Origin of the sequence: Pseudoalteromonas issachenkonii (assembly GCF_002310795.1) — a bacterium.
GTDB lineage: Bacteria > Pseudomonadota > Gammaproteobacteria > Enterobacterales > Alteromonadaceae > Pseudoalteromonas > Pseudoalteromonas tetraodonis.
Genome location: NZ_CP011030.1, coordinates 1830232 through 1850301, shown reverse-complemented (window position 1 = coordinate 1850301; position 20070 = coordinate 1830232). Strand labels below are relative to the sequence as shown.

Below are 20070 nucleotides of genomic sequence, written 5' to 3'. Positions count from 1 at the left end.
GGCTGCACTTTTTAAAACACTAATAAACTGAACTCTAAATTACCAAGCCACAGCACACATCGCTTACCTATGAGCTAATTAAAGAGCCGTTTTAAGCTGCTGAATAAACTGCTCGGTCATGGCTATTTCACATTCTTTGTAGGTAACAACGGCTTGTTGTGCATTAGGTTGTTTTAGCATGTAGCGCCATTGGCAACTTCTTTGAATGTAGTTGTCTTTAGCGTTAATGCTTAGCTTAAATAATGACAAAATTTGGGTGTTGCCGGTTTCGCTTTCTAATGCAGATAGTTCAAAGGTACGCTTTTGGATCCAGCTATCTTGTTCTTGCTGTACTCTATTTAATTTGGCATCTAAACATTGTGTATATGCTTTGATTTGTTCGGGTAGGGCGTTCTTTTCAAGTGTGCATTCAAGCGGCGCTGCAACGCTTGGAACAGCCCAAGCAAATAACAGAGCTAGAGTAAAACAAAGGATATACTTACTTTTTTTCATGGTAATTAAACTCGAGAATAAATTTTGCGCCGCCCAAACGTTGCGACTGAGAAATAGTTAACAACCCGTGATACGACTTTACCAAGTCAGATACAATCGCCATACCAACACCGTGGCCACTCTCGTAAGTATCAAGGCGCGTACCGCGTTGAAGCAATGACTCGCGTTTATCTGGTTGAATACCCGGGCCGTCATCACAAATACTAATGCTGAGCGTTTTAGCTTGTGAAACGTCAATACTTACTTGGGAGCGACAGGCTTTGCAGGCATTATCTATTAAGTTACCTAATAACTCCATTAAATCGGTTTTATCGCCTAAAAAGTAATCTTTATCACTCACTTTGCAATTAAATATGATGTCTTTATCGCGATAAACCTTACCCATCGCACTTAAAATAGAGTCGATAACCGGTTTGATGGGGGTTTGCTTTTTCCATGTATCGGAAGCCCCAGTAGCAGCACGTTTTAATTGGTGCTCGATCATCACATTAATTCTGTCGAGTTGTTCTTGTGCGTCGGCATCATTGGCCAGTGGGCTTGATTTTAATACAGCTAGGGGCGTTTTAAGTGCATGTGCTAAATCGCTGAGTGAGGCGCGGTAGCGCTCTTTTTGGCGTTGCTGCGACTCTAACAATAGGTTGAGGTCAGCTTTTATTGTTTGTAGTTCAACGGGGTATAAGCCTTTAATTTCTTGAATATCGCCTGATTCAATAGCTTTTATTTCTTTATCTAGGCGCTGCAGCGGCCTTGCACTCCAAATAAAACCAATAGCCATTAACCCTGCAATGGCAATGCCCATTATAAACATCCAATCGACTAAGGTTTGTTTAAACCCGTCCATTAAACGCAGTAGGGCATCGTTGCGTTTTAATAAAATAAATCGTGCTTGTTCTGATTGGTCAATATTATTAAGAATGACCGTTAAGCTTAACTGCCAATAGGCGGTGTTGTTATAAACCACACGTCTAAAGTCTGCAGCACCGGCTTTGGGCTCTATATATTGGGGAACAAAGTTAACGTTAACCGCCGACTCAGAATGCCAAATAGGCACATCGTCACGGTAAATCATGGCGTAGGTGTCTGAGTTTAGGTTATTGAGTTCGGGCGTTAAGATAGAGCTGGGCATAATAATACCGCGCTCTGTAAAATCAACCTCGGAGATGAGTGAATACAGGTGCGCTTCGAGGTTTTTTTCGGTGGCATCAACAAGTGACGCGTAATACGCCTTACCTATGGAGTAAAACAAAATAGGTAAGGCGACTAATAAAACAAAGACAAGGATAAATCCTTGCCTTATTTTTAACGAAATTTGCGGTGCTACCACTGGCTTTTAAGCCTGTAACCACGCCCACGTAGTGTTTCTACTGGGTTAAGCACACCGTCAGGGTCGAGCTTTTTACGTAAACGCAATACAAACACTTCAATGACGTTTGAATCAAGATCGAAATCTTGGTCATAAATATGTTCTGTTAACTCAGACTTTGAAATTACTTTTTGCGGGTTAACCATTAAGTATTCAAGTACTTTATATTCGTATGCGGTTAAGCTTAGCTCTTTGTCGTTTACCCACACTTGTTGTGAACGCGTATGAATTTTAATAGGGCCGGCTGTCATTTCTGGGTTTGCTTTACCTGCACTTCGACGAATAAGCGCATTACAGCGAGCAATGAGTTCTTCAACATGAAATGGCTTAGTTAGGTAGTCGTCAGCGCCCGCATCGAGGCCTTCAACTTTGTCTTGCCAGCGATCGCGCGCCGTTAAAATTAAAATAGGGATAGTGATCCCTTGGGCGCGGGCTTTGTTTATAAGCTCTATGCCATCTATTTTAGGCAGGCCTAAATCAACCACTGCCATGTCTAAAGGGTATTCTGTTATATGAAAAAGGCCCGCTTCGCCATCGTGACATAAATCAACACTGTAACGCTCTTTTTCTAATGCATTGCGCAGATTATCTGCCAAATGTAAATCATCTTCTATTACTAAAATTCGCATTGGTTAATCCTTTTTCACTTCGCCAGTTTTTTTGTTTATCTTCAAATCGACGACGTGGCCGTCAGCTTTTAAAATTCGTACTGTATAAAATTGTGTTTCTTCTGAAATTTTTAATGTTGTACCGTCTGTGGTTTGTTTTGCAAGTATTACTGCTTTCTTTTTGCTTATCTCAATTTTATCGGGTGTGCTGTTAGTATTATTTGCATGGGCAACATTAGCCAAACAAAAAACAGCAATTAAATTGAGTGTTAATAATACACGCATTACGAAACTCCTAGAACATACCTGCTTAGCCTAAAAAACTAAGCCACTAAAATTTAATTACTCTATTGGGTATTTAAATTTTTATAAGACAAAGTCTAATTAAAAATGAGTGAACAAACCCTGAATTACTGGTTGCAGTTAAACAGGGGAACTCACGTTAATGTTAAGCAGGGAACACTTTTTTGAATGGTTTAACGATTGAGTTTTCATATACGCCACCCGCAACATAAGGATCATCTGCGGCCCATTCTCTGGCATCTTCTAAAGAGTTAAATTCAGCAATCACTAAAGAGCCAGTAAAGCCAGCATCTTGAGGGTCTTCACTATCAACCGCTGGAAGGGGGCCGGCTGTTAATAGTCGACCTTCGTTTTCTAGCGTTTGTAAACGTGCTAAATGAGCAGGGCGAGCGGCTTTTCTGTGCTCTAAGCTGTTCTGGACGTCCGTTGAATAAATCATATACAACATAAAAATACTCTCAAAACTTGTTAAATTTAATTAACTGCATACTAGCATAGCGTTGATAAATGGTGAATTAAAAGTGTTTATGGCGATGTTTACAGCAAGAATGTTTTTTTACGCGGTAATTGCTTGAAAAGCGTTGTGTAACACTGGTAGAGTCCCTTGGATAAGATAAATAATAACAAGGTTATTACATGAGTGAAAATAGAGAGCACTTTAGCTCCCGCTTAGGATTTATATTAGCAGCGGCGGGTTCTGCTGTGGGCATTGGTAACTTAGTAGGCTTTCCAGTTTCTGCGACTAAGAATGGCGGTGGTGCATTTTTGCTCGTCTATGCTTTGTTCGTCGCATTCATTTGTTTACCCGTCATGATGGCCGAAATGGCTATGGGTCGCCACGCACAAAAAGATCCTCTTGGTGCATACAAGGCGTTAGCCAATAACGATAAGAAATGGAAGTTTGCTGGCTTTTTAGCCGTGTTAACGCCATTTATGATTGCCGTTTTTTACATGGTGATCACGGTGTGGATTTTTGGTTACTTAAGCCAAACCGCATTTGGTAATTTGGATAAGTTGGCAAACCCTGGGCACTTTGATGAGTTTATTAACAGCTACACGGTGTTTGGCTACATGGCACTGGTTGTGGTGATTGTTAACTTAATATTGGTCGGTGGCGTAAAAGATGGCATAGAAAAAGCGGCTAAATTTTTGATGCCGGCGTTATTTGTCATGCTTATTATATTAGTGGGTTACGTACTCACCCTTGATAACGCAATGGCGGGTGTGAAGTACTATATTATTCCTGATTTTAGTAAAATGAATGCCAGTGTTCTTAATGGCGCATTGAGCCAAGCGTTTTTCTCATTGTCGTTAGGTATGGGTATTTTAATTACGTATGCCTCTTACATTTCTAAAAAAGATGACATTGTGGGCAGTGCGAAAATGGTTGCCATTACCGACTCATTAGTTGCCTTTGTAGCAGGCTTAATGGTGTTACCGGCTATTTTTAGCTTTGACCCAAATACCGATCCGACAAAGTTATCTGACTCGTCAGTTTCAATGATTTTTGTGTACTTACCAAAAATCTTATTAGCGTTACAACACGATATTGGCTACTTTGGTGCCTCTGCAGTGGCGTTTATTTTCTTTTTGCTGGTATTTTTTGCTGCAATTACATCGTTGGTATCAATTGTAGAAGTGCCGACTGCCACACTAAGTGACCGTAAAGGCATTAGCCGTAAAAAAGCGCTAGGAATACTTACCTTATCAACCGGTGTGTTAACCATTATGTGTATTATGTCGTTTGGTATGATTGACAGCCTAACTACCTTTACTAGCTACGGCAGTGGTAACAAGAGCTTTTTTGATATTGTATATGACGTGTTCTACGACACTATTTTACCACTCAATGGTTTAATGGTGTGTTTGTTTGTAATGTATAAATGGAAGAAAGTTCGTTTAAGTGAAGAGCTAAGACAAGGTTCGCCTAATTATGCGAATAGCTTTATGGAAAAGTACGTTAACTTTTCTTTACAAACATTTATCCCAGCGATTTTACTGCTTATTTTTGTAAACACCGTTGCGACCAAGTTTTTTAATATCAGTATTTTTGGTTTTTAATTAAAACTTAATTTAATAAAGCCGCGCTTATCGCGGCTTTTTTGTTGCAGTTAGTTAATTCAGTGCACCCGAATCTAAGTAGTCACCAATCCCTAGGGTAAACATCCAAATGCCCCATAAGCTGTGCTCAATAACACAGGCAAAAGTTGAGCGACTTTGTGCGTAGGTATAGGCAAACAGCAAGCCACCGACAAACGCTAAACTAACAGCTATCCAATTGGCGTAAATAATATGTGCCAATGCAAATACACTGGCGCTAATAATAATGCGCAACCATTTACTGGGCATAATGCGCTTATAGCGATGAAAAAAATACGTTCTAAATATTAACTCTTGCGGGATCACCGACAATAAAGGGTAAAGCAGCAATAGCATCAGCCAATCGGTGAGGTTTTCACGCGGTAAAGTAAACCAGTGTCCTTGGTAGAGTAGGTTATAAAACACCCCTGAAAATAATGCGCCAATAAAGAAAAAGCTAAACATACGGCGCTTCACAGCAGAAAACTGCCCCATACTGGTTAATCTAAAGCGCTTAAAGTGAATGTCGTTTAGTAGCAGCATACAGCACACACTCATTAAAATGATCAGTGCTGGAATAAGCCAGTTAGATAAATACTGGCGAATATTAAAGCCAATTAAAGGCAGTATGATAAAAATAAAGGTAAATTCAAACCAGCGGTATTGATTAGCGTTCACGTTTGCTCACGTTGATTTTTATTTCACCTTAGCAAGCGATTAAGTCATCTTTATGACTATAAAACAGCCAAGCTGATTATATTTAAACCCAATGACTCTCACTAAGGCCCTTAGCCCTCGGTTAAGGTTGACTTACCCCCTTGCAACCCTTAGCCTGCCTGCTTTTATTTTTACATCATTGTATTGCCACGCTAGTTGGCTAAAGCCAGCGCGTGTATTTAGGAGCAAAAAATGAATAAGGCAGAACTTGTTACAGCCATGGCACACACGAGCGAGTTAACAAAAAAAGAGGCGCAATTAGCGTTAACCAGCTTACAAAAGGTGATTACCAAATCATTGTCTGAAGGCGATCAGGTACAAATATCTGGTTTTGGCACTTTTGCATTAAGTTATTACCCAGCCCGTACGGGTCGTAATCCACAAACCGGCGAAGCAATAGAAATAGAAGGGGCTAATAAAGCCGTATTTAAGCCAGCCAAAGCGTTAAAAGACAGCCTTTAATTGTCAGTGCTTGTAAGGGAGTTTTGTTATTCAAACAAAGCATGTACCTTGCAGGCTATTTTTATTTTTAAAAAATGGCTGTGTAGTATCTGCAACCACTGTAAATAATTTACATAGCACTCTCATCTCTTTATATAAAACGCCAATATTATCAGTATGTTATTTTTGGTATGTGATATGCAAACCTCTCTGTGTATCAAAAAATAAGATAAGGAGTATTTAATGAGTAATTTACATAGCAGCACCCGTTTACAAGGTAAAAAAATTGCCATTTTAGCCACCGATGGATTTGAACAAAGCGAGCTACTTTCGCCGCAAAGCGCATTACTAGAGGCGGGCGCCGATATAGAGGTGGTGTCTATTAAAGAAGGGCAGATCACTGGTTGGAATAAAGATAATTGGGGTGAAAAAGTAACCGTTGATAAATTAGCTGCCGATGCCAATGCCGCTGACTACGATGCACTTTTATTGCCGGGTGGTTTGTTTAATCCCGATAGCTTACGTCAAAATACAGATGCCAAAGCGTTTGTTGATGGCTTTTTTGGAGCTAAGAAAAACAAACCCGTGGCCGCTATTTGCCACGCGCCGTGGTTATTAGCTGAAATTAATAAGCTCAGAGATAAAAAGGTGACTTCCTTCCCTAGTATTAAAAGTGATTTAATTAACGCCGGAGCTCACTGGGTAGATCAAGAAGTGTGTGTTGATAACGGCTTAGTCACTAGCCGCAGCCCTGCAGATTTAGATGCATTTAATGCAAAATTTATTGAAGAAATACTCGAAGGTAAGCACCAAGCGCATTAGCTGTGGGCTTTTAAATAGAAAAGGGCATATTACATGCCCTTTTTTATTGATAATGATAAAACACAGCTTGCTATTAAAGTGCAGTAGCGGCTTTCATATCGCTTACAAATGTTTTTAGCTGCGAGGTCATCGCATCTAAATCATCTAAGTTTGCTTCAATAATTTTTACCACAGCAGAGCCCGAAATAGCCCCCGCAGCACCGGCTTTAAGTGCCGCTTTTACATCTTCAGGCGTTGAAATACCAAAGCCTAATAATGCAGGTGCACTGTGGTACTCTTGTAAGCGCGTAACCACATGGGTTGCTGGCATTTGTGCTTTGGTGTCTGTACCTGTTACCCCAGCACGAGAAAGCAAGTAGGTGTAGCCACGGCCGTATGATGCACATTCACGCAAGGTATCGTCACTGGCGTTCGGTGTAGCGATAAAAATCGGGTCTATACCATTGGCCATGGCGGCTTTTCTAAACATTTTAGACTCATGTAATGGCACATCAGCCACTAAAATAGAGTCAACACCCACTGCTTTTGCATCGGTGTAAAACTTTTCTAAGCCACGTTTAAATATTAAGTTTGAATACAATAACAAACCAATTGGAATGTCGGCGTTATATTCACGGATCTCTTTAATAATATCAAAGCAGTCTTGCGTATTAATATGCACGTTTAAGGCACGAATATTGGCTTTTTGAATGACAGGGCCATCGGCAATCGGGTCGGAAAACGGAATACCTAATTCAAGCCCGTCAGCGCCGCCATCAATTAAGCTTTTAATAATTTCGATGCTTTGCGCTTTACCTGGATCGCCAATGGTTACAAACGGTACAAAAGCACCCTGGTTTTGCTCTTTAAGCGCGGCAAACATTTGTCCGTAACGGTCAGTTTTTACGTGGCTCATAGTTGACCTTCCTCTGATAATACCTTGTGTACGTGGGCTAAGTCTTTGTCTCCACGACCACTTAAATTAATAACAATGATACTGTCTTGCGTTTGCTCTTCTGCATAATCTAGGGCATAGGCTAGCGCATGACTTGATTCAAGCGCAGGAATAATCCCTTCGTGTTTAGCTAATGCTTGAAAGGCATCAAGTGCTTTGGTGTCGGTAATACCGACATATTGAGCACGGCCAGTTTCGTGCAAAAAGGCATGTTGAGGGCCAACTGCGGGGTAATCTAGTCCCGCCGATACAGAGTAAGACTCTTCAATTTGGCCATCTGTATTTTGCATAATATAAGTGTAAGTACCGTGCAAAATACCTTTTGTTCCTTTACAGATAGTTGCGCCATGTTCGTGCGTGTCTAACCCTTTACCTGCAGGTTCAACGCCAATGAGTTTAACGCTTGGCTCATCAATAAAATCGGTAAACATACCAATTGCGTTAGACCCACCGCCTACACACGCAATAACCGCATCAGGCAAACGGCCTTCGGCTTTAAGTACTTGTTGTTTTGCTTCTTCACCAATAATTTTTTGATATTCACGTACAATAGTCGGGAATGGGTGAGGACCCGCTGCAGTACCTAAAAGGTAATGAGCCTCTTGATAATTGGCAGACCAATCACGCAGTGCCTCGTTAACCGCATCTTTTAATGTACCCGAGCCTGCGGTTACCGGAATAACTTCAGCGCCCATTAGCTTCATTCTAAATACATTTGGTTGTTGGCGTTCAACATCTTTTGCACCCATATAAATGCGGCATTTTAGTCCAAGTAACGCACAGGCAAGTGCCGTTGCAACGCCGTGCTGGCCGGCGCCTGTTTCAGCAATCACTTCTTTTTTACCCATACGTTTGGTAAGCAGTGCTTGGCCTAAAACTTGGTTTGTTTTGTGCGCACCACCGTGGAGTAAATCTTCACGCTTTAAGTACAGTTTTACTTTTGGGTTTTTAACTAAGTTACGCGTTAAAGTAAGCGGGGTAGGACGACCCGCATACTCGTTAAGTAATTTACTTAGCTCTGCCTGAAATTCAGGATCTTTTTGTGCTTTATTAAATTCGTTTTCTAACTGCTTAAGCGCAGGGACAAGCAGTTCGGGTACAAACATACCGCCAAACTCGCCAAAATAAGCTGGATTTTGCATTTTAACCTCAATAATTTCTGATACTTGTAAAAGCATGATGTAGTTTGTTTGCACACTTTTTACCTGGCGACTCTTCAACACCTGAATTTAAATCAAGCCCAAGAGCATCTTGAAAAAGTGCATCGCTAATATTGTCTGGGTTTAAGCCGCCAGCAAGCATAAATGGGGTCGTGGCATCGCGAAGTACCGACCAATCAAATGTTTTGCCTGTGCCGCCAGCCTGTGAATCACTGTGGGTGTCGTATAAATGGCGATCGGCTCCTATAATAGGTTGAGGCAAAGCATCTTTGATGGCCTGTGCTTTCCATATTTCACAATGACGTGGTAGTTCATTACGTAACGATGCAATGTAATGTTCATCTTCTTGGCCATGTAATTGAACAGCAGACAGTTTTAGTTGTTTAGCGTGCTCAGCAACCTCTGCTATGGCGGCATTAACAAACACCCCAACAAATTTTAAAGGGGCACTTTGGCTGATTTCTTTGGCGCAATCTAAATCGACAAAGCGCGGTGATTTTGGATAAAAAATTAATCCGCCATAAAGGGCACCGTTGTCGTAAGCCGCAATGGCATCTTGATTACGGGTTAATCCACAGACTTTGTTTTCGCCTAGGATTACGCGGCGACACGCTTGTAATAAATCAGCCTCTGCCATTAATGAGCTGCCAATTAAGAATCCATTACATAAAGGCGCTAAACGCTTTACATCTTGATGGGTATAAATACCTGACTCTGAAATAACCACTTTATCGTTAGGAATAAGCTTACGTAGTCGCTCGGTTGTGGCTAAGTCGGTGCTTAAATCGCGCAAGTCACGATTATTAATCCCAATTATTTGTGCATTGAGTGCCAGTGCACGATGAACCTCTTCTTCGTTACTCACCTCAGTTAGTACCGACATATTTAACGAATCGGCGACTGCATGAAGCGTTTTATACTGCTCATCGTCAAGCACTGATAGCATCAGTAAAATAGCGTCACCACCATAAATACGTGCCATGTAAACTTGGTATTCATCAATAAAAAAGTCTTTACAAATAAGTGGCTGCTCTACTTGGCTGCGCACAAACTCAAGGTAATCAAAGCTACCCTGAAAGTACTTTTCGTCAGTTAATACACTCATACAAGTGGCATACTGCTTATACGCTTGGGTGATTTCTGTTAAATCAAACGGCTGACGAATTAACCCTTTAGAAGGCGATGCTTTTTTGCACTCTAAAATAAACTGCGTGCCAGGTGCTGCTAACGCTTGATAAAAGCTACGCTCAGTCGGTTCAGCTTGATGCTTAAAGCTCTCAAGTGGGCGTGCTGCTTTGCGTTCAATGAGTTCTATTTTTTTATCGGCAATAATTTTGTCTAATACATTAGCCATGACTTACCTCAATAATTGCATTTAGTGTGTCCATGGCCTTGCCTGAACGTAATAATGAGTGTGTTATTTGTGCACCTTGTTTTAACGATTGTGCTTGGCCAGTTAAGTACAGCAATGCAGCAACGTTAACAATAATAGCGGCGTTATGTGCCTCGCTACCTTTGCCCTGTAAAATGGCAAGGCTGGCGTTTGCATTGTATTGTGGGCCTTCACCGGCTAATTGTTCAAGTGAATAGTTTGCAAGGTCAAAATCACTAGGGTTGAGTGTGTATTGGGTGATTTTGCCGTTATCCAGCTCAACAACCTGTGTTGGGCCATGCAAGGCGATTTCGTCGGTGCCAGAGCCGTGAACTATCATAGCGCGTTTAGTGCCCAGAGTATGAAGAGTTTGCGCCATAGGTAGGCACAAGGATTCATCGTATACCCCCAGCAATTGAACATCTGGGGCAGCAGGATTAGCTAGCGGCCCAAGAATATTAAAAATAGTACGGGTTTTTAAAGTGGTTCGTACGTTCATCGCATGGCGCACGCCGCTGTGATAGTGCGGTGCAAATAAAAAGGTAAAATTTGTATGTTCAAGGCATTTAGCCGCTTGTGTGGGGGTCATATCAATATTGATCCCGAAGGCTTTGAGTAAATCAGCAGACCCTGAGTTACTCGATACACTGCGATTGCCATGTTTTACCATATTAACACCGGCAGCGGCTGCCACAATTGCCGCGGTTGTACTGATATTGATAGTGTTTGAACCATCGCCACCGGTACCACAGCTATCGGCAAGTTGAGTTTTAATGGTTGTAAATGCCACGGCGTTTTCACGCATTGAGGCCGCAGCACCGGCGATTTCATCGCTTATTTCACCTTTCATTTTAAGGCTAATTAACAGTGCAGAGAGCTCAATATCGCTCATATTCCCTTGCATTATTTGATCAAAAAGTGTTTTTGCTTGTGCATAGCTCAATGATTGCTTGGCAATAACGTGCTCAATAGCCTGTTGAACATTAAGCGAGTTTTGTAATTGTGTAGTCATAATGTTCCCTTTATTTGGCACGCGTTAAATAGGCAACGCTTTGCTGTAGCAGCATAGCGCCATTGGGCGTTAAAATAGATTCTGGGTGGAATTGATAACCCAGCGCAGTGTCTTGATGATGATAAATAGCCATTGGAATATCTTGATACTTTGCAATAACCGCTAAGTTATCAGGTACTTTTGTGGCCATTAATGAGTGATAACGCGCCACTGGTATAGTGCTTCCCATTCCGTTAAACACCGGATGATCGTCTAACTCAATAATTGATGATTTACCATGTACGGTTTCACCAGCATGACCGATTACTCCGCCATAACTTTGTGTTAGTGCTTGTTGGCCTAAACAAATGCCCAGCATCGGGAATTTACCTTTGCACAAGCTAATCAACTCCATTAGGCAACCCGCATCACTGGGTGCCCCTGGGCCTGGCGATAAAACCAGTAATACCTGCTTATGCTCTGCCTGCATTTTGTTGAATATTACTTCAGCGCTAATGTTATTTCTGTAAACAACTAACTCAGCACCTAGCATTGTTAGTTCATCAACAAGGTTATAGCTAAATGAGTCAAAGTTATCTAAAAAGTAAATTTTAATAGGGTGTGCTTCACTCATTTTATACAGCCTCATATGTCGATTTAATCGCGGTGATCACCGCCTGTGCTTTAGCGCGGGTTTCGTTAGCCTCTGACATTGGGTCTGAATCAAACACAACCCCAGCGCCAGCTTGCACATAAGCAATATTATTTTTAACAAAGGCTGCACGAATAACAATACAGCTATCCATTGCACCATCACCAGTTAAATAGCCAACTGCGCCGCCATAACTGCCGCGGCGTTTTCCTTCGGTTTGGCGCACAAGCTCTGCAGCTCTTACCTTTGGCGCGCCCACTAATGTGCCCATGTTCATACAGGCTTGATAAGCATGTAGGGCATCTAGTTCGGGTTTTAATTTCCCCACCACGCGCGACACTAAGTGCATTACTTGTGAGTAACGGTCTACTTTTAATAGCTCTTTGGCATGGCGCGAACCCGGCACGCTAATGCGGGCCACATCATTACGCGCTAAATCAACCAGCATTAAATGCTCTGCACGTTCTTTTTGATCGTTTCTAAGCTCAAGCTCAATACGGCTATCTAAATCAGGATTGATTTGTCCATTAGCAAATTTGCCGCGAGGGCGTGTGCCGGCAATCGGATAAACCTCGACCTGTTGAGATTGAACTTCGTATTTAAGCGCGGACTCAGGAGATGCGCCAAATAATGAGAAATCTTCATCGCGCATATAAAACATGTACGGACTAGGGTTTTGTTTTTTTAGCTGGCTGTAGGCATGTAAAGAGTCAGGGCAGGGTAGTGAGAAGGTACGAGAAGGCACCACTTGAAAAATATCGCCATCGACTATGTGTTGCTTGAGCTTAATTACTTGCTGGCAGTATTGCTCATCACTAATATCAACACTCACTGGGCAGTAGCCAGTTTGGCTTGGTGCGTTAAAGTCAGCAGCATGGTCGCATAATGTATTCAAACGCTCTAATTGTTTGCCTACTTCAAAGCAGTTTGCATGTACATCAGGGCCATTAAATACGTTACCAATTAATTCCGTTGTTTGTTTTTGATGATCAATAACAACCAGTGTTTCTGCTAAATAAAAAACATAGTCTGGACAGGTGTTTTCCCCGTCGGGTACATCGGTGAGTTGTTCAAAATTAGCCACCATGTCGTAGGCAAATACGCCGCCTAAAAACACCGAGAATGGATTGTTGGTGGTACTTTTAATGCTATTTAAACAGCTGCGTAATGCACTAAAAGCGTTATCTGCAATCAGCTTACTGGCTTGGTCAATGGTGTCATCTACTGGGTGATACTCCAGTGTTAATGTGGTATCGGATAACTGTGATGCGCAGTTTTTTACATTAGCTTGTAAATAACTGAGTAACTGCTGACCATTATTTGATTGTGCTGTTACGCTCACTTGATTGCCTTGGCAGACAATACGCAGTGCACAATCAACGAGTATTAAGCTTTTTACGCTATCTTTAGAATCTATCTCTGCAGATTCAAGTAATAGTGAGTTAGGTTTATCAAGTGCGGCATACAATGCAAGTGGGCTACTTATGTAGTCTCGTACTTGCGTTATGCTGGTCACTTCACCTGGTGTTGTTGTTATATGACTAAAAATCAAACCTCATCCCCTAAAAAAAATAAAACCCCGCAATGCTAAGCAGTGCGGGGTTTGAATAACGATGTCTAAATTATAGATAGACCATTACCGTCCCGCTATGCCAGGCGCCACCACCAATGATGTGTAAGAGTATTTACGTTATTCATGTTTTTAATTCCTGTTAATCTTATATTGCAAAATTTAGTGATAAAAAAACCCGCATGGTAGCGGGTTAGAATTTTTTGTTTAGACACGACAATTCATCACCCTTGATTTTAAGAGTGCCACCACCAAATGATGTTGTGAATTGTATTTTTCATTGTTGTTAATTCTTTAATGTCTAAAAGTGGCTACAGTAAAACGTATCAACTGCTTTTATGTCAAGTGTTTATTTAAAACAATTTAGTTAAAAAACTTGTTATACTGGGTGAAACACCGTTAAACCCTAAATTTAAGTAGTTTTCATTTGATAAAATACGACCTACATAGTCACACCACGCACTCAGACGGCCATTTAACCGTTGAGGAATTATTAGCGCGAGCAGTCGACAAAAATATTGATGTATTTGCTATTACCGATCACGATACGGTGGCTGCTATCGAACCTGCACGGGCTTTTATCAAACGTGAAAATTTGCCGCTTAAACTTATTAACGGGGTTGAAATATCAACCAAGTGGGAAAGTTTTGAAATTCATATTGTTGGACTAAATATTGATACCAACGATAGTACCTTGCATACATTACTGAGCGAGCAGCAGCAAAAACGCGAAACCCGCGCGATAGAGATTGGCCATCGACTAAATAAAAATGGTTTTGAGGGTATTTACCAACAAGCTCGCGAGCTGGCCGAAAATGCACAAATTACTCGCGCTCACTTTGCCAGAGCATTAATTGAGCGTGGTGTAGCTAAAAACTTTCCTGGGGTATTTAAAAAGTATTTAGGGCGAGGTAAAACCGGTTACGTGCCAAGTAATTGGTGTGATATGCAAACAGCTATTGCGGCGATTCATGCCGCAGGTGGGGTGGCCGTTTTAGCGCACCCAAGTAGCTATAAAATGTCGAACAAGTGGCTACGTAAATTGTTAGTGGAATTTAAATCAGTAGGCGGAGATGCAATGGAAGTTGCTCAGCCGCAGCAGGCGCCAAGTGAACGTCAGTTTTTAGGGCTATTGAGCCAAGAATACGAGCTACTTTGCTCACAAGGCTCTGATTTTCATTTTCCGACTAGCTATTTAGAACTTGGAAAAAATTTATACTTACCTAAAGATTGCCAAGGGGTTTGGCAAACATGGGAAAAGCACGAAGGAGTTGCATTATGAGTCAATTATTTCATATACATCCAGATAATCCACAGCCTAGATTAATTTCTCAAGCTGTTGATATTATTAAACAAGGCGGCGTAGTTGTGTATCCTACAGATTCAGGATACGCGATAGGCTGTAATTTAGGTAATAAGCAAGCTAAAGAGCGCATTGAACGTATTCGTGGTATTGAAAAACATCACAATTTTACTTTGGTATGCCGTGATTTATCTGAGCTGTCTACTTATGCGCGTGTTGATAACCAAATGTTTAGGCTTATTAAAAATAATACCCCAGGGCCTTACACATTTATTTTTAAAGGTACAAAAGAAGTGCCTAAGCGGTTATTAAACGACAAGAAAAAAACCATAGGCATACGTGTTATAGAGCACCCAATAGCGTGTGCTTTATTAGCTGAGCTGGGTGAGCCCTTAATGTCGTGCTCACTTATTTTACCGGGCGAAGAGTTTACTCAAGCTGATCCCGATGACATTTTAGAGCGCCTTGATAAACATGTGGATTTAATTATTCATGGTGGGTATTTACCTGAGCAAGCGACCACAGTGATTGATTTATCAGAAGATGATATTCAAATTCTTCGTGTTGGTTGCGGTGATACAACGCCATTTGAATAACAATGAAACAGTCTGAGACGCTATCATCAACGCCAACACCTGATATGCCAGTGCAGCAAAAGCTCCCTCTGGCTTTTTTACATGGTAAAGCCGTTGTTGATAAACCCGAAGATTTATATATCCCGCCTGATGCGCTTGAAGTTATTTTAGAAACCTTTGAAGGGCCTTTGGATCTGCTGCTTTATCTAATTAAAAAGCATAAGCTAGATGTTCTTGAGTTGTCTATTTTTAGCATTACTGAGCAGTATGTAAAATATGTAGAAATGATGAGCGAGTTCCAGCTAGAACTCGCGGGTGAATATTTAGTAATGGCGGCATTGCTGGCCCAAATTAAATCTAGGCTGTTACTGCCTGTTCATGAAGAGTTAGAAGAAGAAGACGATCCCCGCGCCGAACTTATAAAACGTCTACAAGAGTACGAACAATTTAAAAAAGCGGCCGAAAATATAGACAGCCTACCTCGTGTTGGCCGCGATATCTTTATAGCGCAGGCAAGCGTGCCGGAACTAGCAGAAAAAAACCAGCCATTACCTGAACTGGCAGTCAAAGATTTATTGTTAGCGCTAAGCGATGTCATGGCGCGTGCAAAAACATTCGAGCATCATTTAATTAGCGCTGAAACCCTTTCAACGCGTGAGCGCATGAGCTTGATTTTAAATACCTTATCCCAATCAAAAGCGCCTGTTGCGTTTACTCAATTATTTACCTTTGAAGAGGGACGCAGTGGGGTTGTTGTTAGTTTTATCGCTATGTTAGAACTAATAAAAGAGGGCCTGATTGCCTGCTTACAGGTTGAACCTGATAGCCAAATATACGTGTCTCTTAACGAGTCAGCTGCTAGCTAATCCCTTCTCAACGTCATTTGCAATTATATTAACCTTATACATTTTACTGTGCGTATACGCACGATGAGTGTTTGCATATGCTATTTTAATCACCACTTAATCATTATATCGTAGTGTTATTACTAAATAAGAGATTGGCAGTAGGGAATGTTTAAAAACTCAAAAACCAGCTATGGCGTGGTGGCTATATTTTTACACTGGCTAATGGCGCTGACCGTGTTTGGTCTGTTTGGTTTAGGTTTATATATGGTTGAGCTGACTTATTATGATAGTTGGTATAAAGGATCATTAGACCTACACAAAAGCATTGGCCTTAGCTTAGCAGCGGTTTTTGTTTTTAGGCTGTTATGGCGACACTTTAGTGTTAAACCAAGTCCGATTGGCAGTAACAAGCAGTTAAATCAATTAGCCCAAACAGCACATATTTTAATGTATCTGTTTTTACTGATCATTATGGTGTCAGGGTATTTAATTTCGACGGCTGATGGACGACCCATAGAAGTATTTGGCTTTTTTTATGTAAAAGCTATCGACTTTGCGTTTGATTCTCAGGCTGATATAGCCGGGCAAATCCATTTCTATAGCGCATGCTTATTAATTGGATTTGTAGTATTGCACGTGTTAGGTGCGCTAAAACATCACTTTATCGATAAAGATAAAACATTAATTAGAATGATCAGATTACAAAAGGATGATTAAAATGAAAAAATTATTTTTAACTTCAGCGTTATCAGCAGCGATGTTTATGACAGCGACCACTGCGAATGCCGCAGATTATGTTATTGACACAAAAGGTGCGCATGCTTTTGTAAACTTTAAGATTAAACATTTAGGCTACAGCTGGCTGCATGGGCGTTTTAATACCTTTGATGGTAAATTTAACTACGATGCTAAAAATCCAAATGCGTCTCAAATTAGTGTAAATATTGATACGGCAAGCCTAGATTCAAATCACGCAGAACGTGATAAACACTTACGTGGTAGTGACTTTTTAAACGTAAGCAAATACCCACAGGCAAGCTTTAAGAGTACAGCGATTAAGTTTGACGAAGACGGTGAAGAAGCCACTGTAACCGGTGACTTTACTCTACACGGTGTTACGAAGACAATTACCTTTGAAATAGATAAAATTGGTGAAGGTAAAGATCCATGGGGTGGTTACCGTGTTGGTTTTGAAGGAGAAACTAGCTTAAAACTGGCCGACTACGGTATTGACTATAACTTAGGCCCAGCATCTACCCATGTTGATATTGGTTTATTTATTGAAGGTATTCGCCAGTAAGACTATTTTAAAAAAGCTAAGCGCTAATTAGTAATACGCTTAGCTTTTTATTATTGTAAATGTGCTTCTAATTTGGGTTTTAAATGACTTGGTAACCACCGAGTTAATATCTGTTTATAGTTTTCAGTCTGCTTAATCAGTTTGAGTTGTTGATTAAGCGTAGCAACATCCTCTGCACCTTGCTCGTTTTTAGTACAGCCAATGTAACCGTAACTTATTTCTGGGGCTTCAGTGAGCATCCGCTGGGTTAAATTATCAGTAAACCCCATTGTTTTTGCTAAATAATAATGTTCACTTGGGTAACCTAATAAAATATCAATTCTTTTAAGGTTAAGCATATATGTTAACGTACTGAGGGTATCGCGGGTTGGTCGAATGACCAGGTTTATACCGGGTGTGGTGTTGATTATTTTATCAATTTCACTGCCATAGGAGCGATTCATAGATACACCTAAGGTAAGCTTTTTATTAACTAATAAATTGGTTAATGACACCGGTTTAGCGTCTTCAATATCAAGCGCACTACTTAGCTTGGTATGCATGGCAATTGATGGCGAAAGCCCTGCTGTAGAGCTTTGATGTGTGAAATAAACACGCTCTTCGCGGTATTTATTCCTATAGAGCGACAAAGCACAGGCATTAGACTGCAGGTTTGCGAGTTCCTGAATCACTTTACCTGAGGGGATGATCACTCTTTCAAAGGTAATATGCGGCAGCTGCTGTTCTAAAAGCGAAATAATACTTTCGTCACGACCTTGGGATTTGTTCGGCCCGCTTATAATGTAGTAGGGCGCAAAATCATGTGTTAACCATTTTATTGTTCTGGCATTACACTTTGTGCTTAAAAATACACAGACTAACAGTATTAACCACGAAAACCGCATTTGCACTACAACGAATAAATAAACAAGGATTTAAGTGTAGTCAATAATACACCAAAAAGTAAAATGCCAGCTTCACGCTGGCATTTAGATTTATTTATAAGTGTTTAACTTATCAATAATAATTAGCTGGCTTTGAGCCACTTTACAAATTGACGTGCATCACTTGCTTTTTGAAACAATGCATTTTTCAAACCTTGTGTATCGCTAAAGATTACACGATGTTTGTTAACCGAAATTGATTGCACTGGATGTGCTATTTGGATCATAGATCCGTTATATTTGTATGACATAATAAAACTCACTTTATTTTTGTTATTTATTCTGGGCTTTTTCTTAAAGCACATTACAGATGATAAATAATCTAATTGTGTTTAGCTTCATTACAGTGTTGACGATCTTTATGACACTTTTACGATGATATTAAAAATAAATCATCAAGGTATTAATAGGGGTTCTCGCCGTACAATAACTTAGCTTTTGAATATACGTTTTGCGGGACTTACTGGATCAGGGTAAAGAGGTTAACCGCTAGGGCTTTTTATAGCCAAGCAGCGATACTACTTCACAACATTTTACTTTGCAAGCAATTTATTAAAATACTTTGAATCGAGTGGAATTCACATATAGCCGTAAATATTAATTCGCAAAGGTCAACAGACCCGAATATATCTGACTATACTCAGTTTTTAACTGAGGGGGTCAAATGAGCTCACTATCTACGCCATATCAACATTTTTTATCTAATCCAATAGCAAAGCCGCCTTGTCGTATGCACAATGCGAATATGTATGGCTTTTTTGCTGAGGTAGAATTAGATAAATCACAAAGATATATTGATTCAACGCTAAACGTAGGCGTTAAAGGGAATATTCGTTTTAAAATACTTGGCGAGTTTGCGCTTATTACATTTTCAGATATTGAAAAAATAGCCTCAATGACACCGCCTTTCGATCAGCATGGTTGGATGCAAGAAACAGATATTATCATTTGGTTGCCTGTCGCTAAAGTTGAAAATGAGGATATAAGCTACTTATATTGGTATCCAGCATTTATCTGCGTTAATAACATTTATGCACTCATAAATGGTCGCGAAACGTGGGGCTATAATAAATATTTATGTGATTACATTATGCCCGAGTGTGTAACTGAGCTTTCGAATTTTTCACTATCTTTAGAATGCTTTGATCATTTTTCGCCTGAATCAAAGCTGCAAATGCATGAGTTATTTACAATTACAATAAACTCTCAGGGGCACGAAAATGACTTTTTCTCTGTCCTAGATGATTTTGGCGAGCAAGTAGCAAATTTGTTTTCTCGTAAACATTTAGGCATTGATTTGTCATTATTAAAGCAGCTATTGAGTGGGTTTGTTAATCCACAAATGGATCAAATATTGTTTAAGCAATTTCCCGATGGCAGTAGTGATTCAGCGGTATACCAAAGCGTAATGCACTCACCCTCTATGATTAAAAAAATACATCGCTTTAAATTTCTGAAACCTGAGTTTACGTTACATCTTAATAAATTAGATAGTTTCCCCCTTGCCGATATGTTTGGTCTGAAGTTAGGTAGTCAAGCGCTGCATTTACCATTTTATGTTCAAATGGATTTTGACCAGTTAGCCGCAACTAAGATTTAAATTACTTAGAAGGATTT

23 protein-coding genes are annotated in these 20070 nt (G+C 40.4%); 9 read left to right on the top strand and 14 right to left on the bottom strand.

Translation table 11 applies throughout. The annotated features are described in order from the left end of the window. Positions 1 to 78 precede the first annotated feature (78 nt). The 5 genes from PISS_RS08535 to PISS_RS08515 form a co-directional block, all read right to left on the bottom strand. On the bottom strand, positions 79 to 492 hold the full coding sequence (locus PISS_RS08535) for a hypothetical protein (protein WP_013465092.1): 414 nt from the start codon (positions 490 to 492) through the stop codon (positions 79 to 81). Further along, on the bottom strand, positions 479 to 1816 hold the full coding sequence (locus PISS_RS08530; protein ID WP_028835133.1) for an ATP-binding protein: 1338 nt from the start codon (positions 1814 to 1816) through the stop codon (positions 479 to 481). Before PISS_RS08530 ends, PISS_RS08535 begins: the two co-directional genes overlap by 14 nt. Beyond that, entirely contained in the window at positions 1810 to 2484 is a 675-nt protein-coding gene (locus PISS_RS08525) for a response regulator transcription factor (protein ID WP_008109187.1), read from the bottom strand. Before PISS_RS08525 ends, PISS_RS08530 begins: the two co-directional genes overlap by 7 nt. A gap of 3 nt (positions 2485 to 2487) precedes the next feature. Beyond that, complete coding sequence (locus PISS_RS08520; RefSeq protein ID WP_016900388.1) at positions 2488 to 2748, bottom strand: PepSY domain-containing protein; 261 nt, start codon at positions 2746 to 2748, stop codon at positions 2488 to 2490. A 163-nt stretch (positions 2749 to 2911) separates the two neighbouring features. Then, on the bottom strand, positions 2912 to 3214 hold the full coding sequence (locus tag PISS_RS08515) for a YciI family protein (protein ID WP_016900387.1): 303 nt from the start codon (positions 3212 to 3214) through the stop codon (positions 2912 to 2914). A gap of 188 nt (positions 3215 to 3402) precedes the next feature. Here PISS_RS08515 and PISS_RS08510 point away from each other — a divergent pair, with 188 nt between their 5' ends. Next, positions 3403 to 4827, top strand: coding sequence for a sodium-dependent transporter (locus tag PISS_RS08510; protein WP_013465088.1), 1425 nt, complete (start codon positions 3403 to 3405; stop codon positions 4825 to 4827). A gap of 54 nt (positions 4828 to 4881) precedes the next feature. Here PISS_RS08510 and PISS_RS08505 read toward each other — a convergent pair whose 3' ends face one another. After that, positions 4882 to 5523 carry a CPBP family intramembrane glutamic endopeptidase gene (locus PISS_RS08505; RefSeq protein ID WP_024603097.1) on the bottom strand — a complete coding sequence of 214 codons (642 nt, stop codon included), beginning with the start codon at positions 5521 to 5523 and terminating at the stop codon, positions 4882 to 4884. A 231-nt stretch (positions 5524 to 5754) separates the two neighbouring features. Between PISS_RS08505 and PISS_RS08500 the strand changes: the two genes are divergently transcribed. Next, entirely contained in the window at positions 5755 to 6024 is a 270-nt protein-coding gene (locus PISS_RS08500; RefSeq protein ID WP_058154739.1) for an HU family DNA-binding protein, read from the top strand. Positions 6025 to 6246: 222 nt separating this feature from the next. Next, positions 6247 to 6825: a type 1 glutamine amidotransferase domain-containing protein gene (locus PISS_RS08495; protein WP_013465085.1), complete on the top strand. Its 579-nt coding sequence runs from the start codon at positions 6247 to 6249 to the stop codon at positions 6823 to 6825. 73 nt (positions 6826 to 6898) lie between these two features. Here PISS_RS08495 and trpA read toward each other — a convergent pair whose 3' ends face one another. From trpA to PISS_RS08465, 6 genes are read right to left on the bottom strand one after another with little or no spacing between them, the layout of a single operon-like run. After that, entirely contained in the window at positions 6899 to 7720 is an 822-nt protein-coding gene (gene trpA / locus PISS_RS08490; protein WP_013465084.1) for a tryptophan synthase subunit alpha, read from the bottom strand. Continuing rightward, the gene (gene trpB / locus PISS_RS08485) at positions 7717 to 8901 is read right to left on the bottom strand and encodes a tryptophan synthase subunit beta (RefSeq protein WP_033103492.1); all 1185 of its coding nucleotides are present in this window, start codon (positions 8899 to 8901) and stop codon (positions 7717 to 7719) included. Before trpB ends, trpA begins: the two co-directional genes overlap by 4 nt. A 7-nt stretch (positions 8902 to 8908) precedes the next feature. After that, on the bottom strand, positions 8909 to 10273 hold the full coding sequence (gene trpCF, locus PISS_RS08480) for a bifunctional indole-3-glycerol-phosphate synthase TrpC/phosphoribosylanthranilate isomerase TrpF (protein ID WP_058154738.1): 1365 nt from the start codon (positions 10271 to 10273) through the stop codon (positions 8909 to 8911). Further along, positions 10266 to 11303: an anthranilate phosphoribosyltransferase gene (gene trpD / locus PISS_RS08475; RefSeq protein WP_058154736.1), complete on the bottom strand. Its 1038-nt coding sequence runs from the start codon at positions 11301 to 11303 to the stop codon at positions 10266 to 10268. Before trpD ends, trpCF begins: the two co-directional genes overlap by 8 nt. 10 nt (positions 11304 to 11313) lie before the next feature. Further along, on the bottom strand, positions 11314 to 11916 hold the full coding sequence (locus PISS_RS08470) for an aminodeoxychorismate/anthranilate synthase component II (protein WP_058154735.1): 603 nt from the start codon (positions 11914 to 11916) through the stop codon (positions 11314 to 11316). 1 nt (position 11917) lies between these two features. Next, the gene (locus PISS_RS08465; protein ID WP_058154733.1) at positions 11918 to 13486 is read right to left on the bottom strand and encodes an anthranilate synthase component 1; all 1569 of its coding nucleotides are present in this window, start codon (positions 13484 to 13486) and stop codon (positions 11918 to 11920) included. A 445-nt stretch (positions 13487 to 13931) separates the two neighbouring features. Between PISS_RS08465 and rnm the strand changes: the two genes are divergently transcribed. The 5 genes from rnm (at position 13932) to PISS_RS08440 (ending at position 17530) form a co-directional block, all read left to right on the top strand. Then, the gene (gene rnm / locus PISS_RS08460; RefSeq protein WP_033103351.1) at positions 13932 to 14786 is read left to right on the top strand and encodes an RNase RNM; all 855 of its coding nucleotides are present in this window, start codon (positions 13932 to 13934) and stop codon (positions 14784 to 14786) included. Then, positions 14783 to 15403, top strand: a complete 621-nt coding sequence (locus PISS_RS08455) for an L-threonylcarbamoyladenylate synthase (RefSeq protein WP_013465078.1) — start codon at positions 14783 to 14785, stop codon at positions 15401 to 15403. Before rnm ends, PISS_RS08455 begins: the two co-directional genes overlap by 4 nt. Before the next feature lie 2 nt (positions 15404 to 15405). Further along, positions 15406 to 16248 carry a segregation and condensation protein A gene (locus tag PISS_RS08450; protein ID WP_036954544.1) on the top strand — a complete coding sequence of 281 codons (843 nt, stop codon included), beginning with the start codon at positions 15406 to 15408 and terminating at the stop codon, positions 16246 to 16248. A 147-nt stretch (positions 16249 to 16395) separates the two neighbouring features. Then, positions 16396 to 16947 (top strand): cytochrome b, encoded by a 552-nt coding sequence (locus PISS_RS08445; RefSeq protein WP_058154732.1) that lies wholly within the window; start codon positions 16396 to 16398, stop codon positions 16945 to 16947. A 1-nt stretch (position 16948) separates the two neighbouring features. After that, a complete protein-coding gene (locus PISS_RS08440) occupies positions 16949 to 17530 on the top strand; it encodes a YceI family protein (RefSeq protein ID WP_013465075.1) in 582 nt (193 codons plus the stop codon). Positions 17531 to 17580: 50 nt separating this feature from the next. Here the strand turns inward: PISS_RS08440 and PISS_RS08435 are convergent, their stop codons facing one another. Beyond that, positions 17581 to 18414, bottom strand: a complete 834-nt coding sequence (locus PISS_RS08435; protein ID WP_058154730.1) for a transporter substrate-binding domain-containing protein — start codon at positions 18412 to 18414, stop codon at positions 17581 to 17583. 122 nt (positions 18415 to 18536) lie between these two features. Next, on the bottom strand, positions 18537 to 18704 hold the full coding sequence (locus PISS_RS18910) for a hypothetical protein (protein WP_007375427.1): 168 nt from the start codon (positions 18702 to 18704) through the stop codon (positions 18537 to 18539). A gap of 413 nt (positions 18705 to 19117) precedes the next feature. Here PISS_RS18910 and PISS_RS08430 point away from each other — a divergent pair, with 413 nt between their 5' ends. Next, positions 19118 to 20053, top strand: a complete 936-nt coding sequence (locus tag PISS_RS08430; protein ID WP_058154728.1) for an acetoacetate decarboxylase family protein — start codon at positions 19118 to 19120, stop codon at positions 20051 to 20053. Positions 20054 to 20070: the final 17 nt, after the last annotated feature.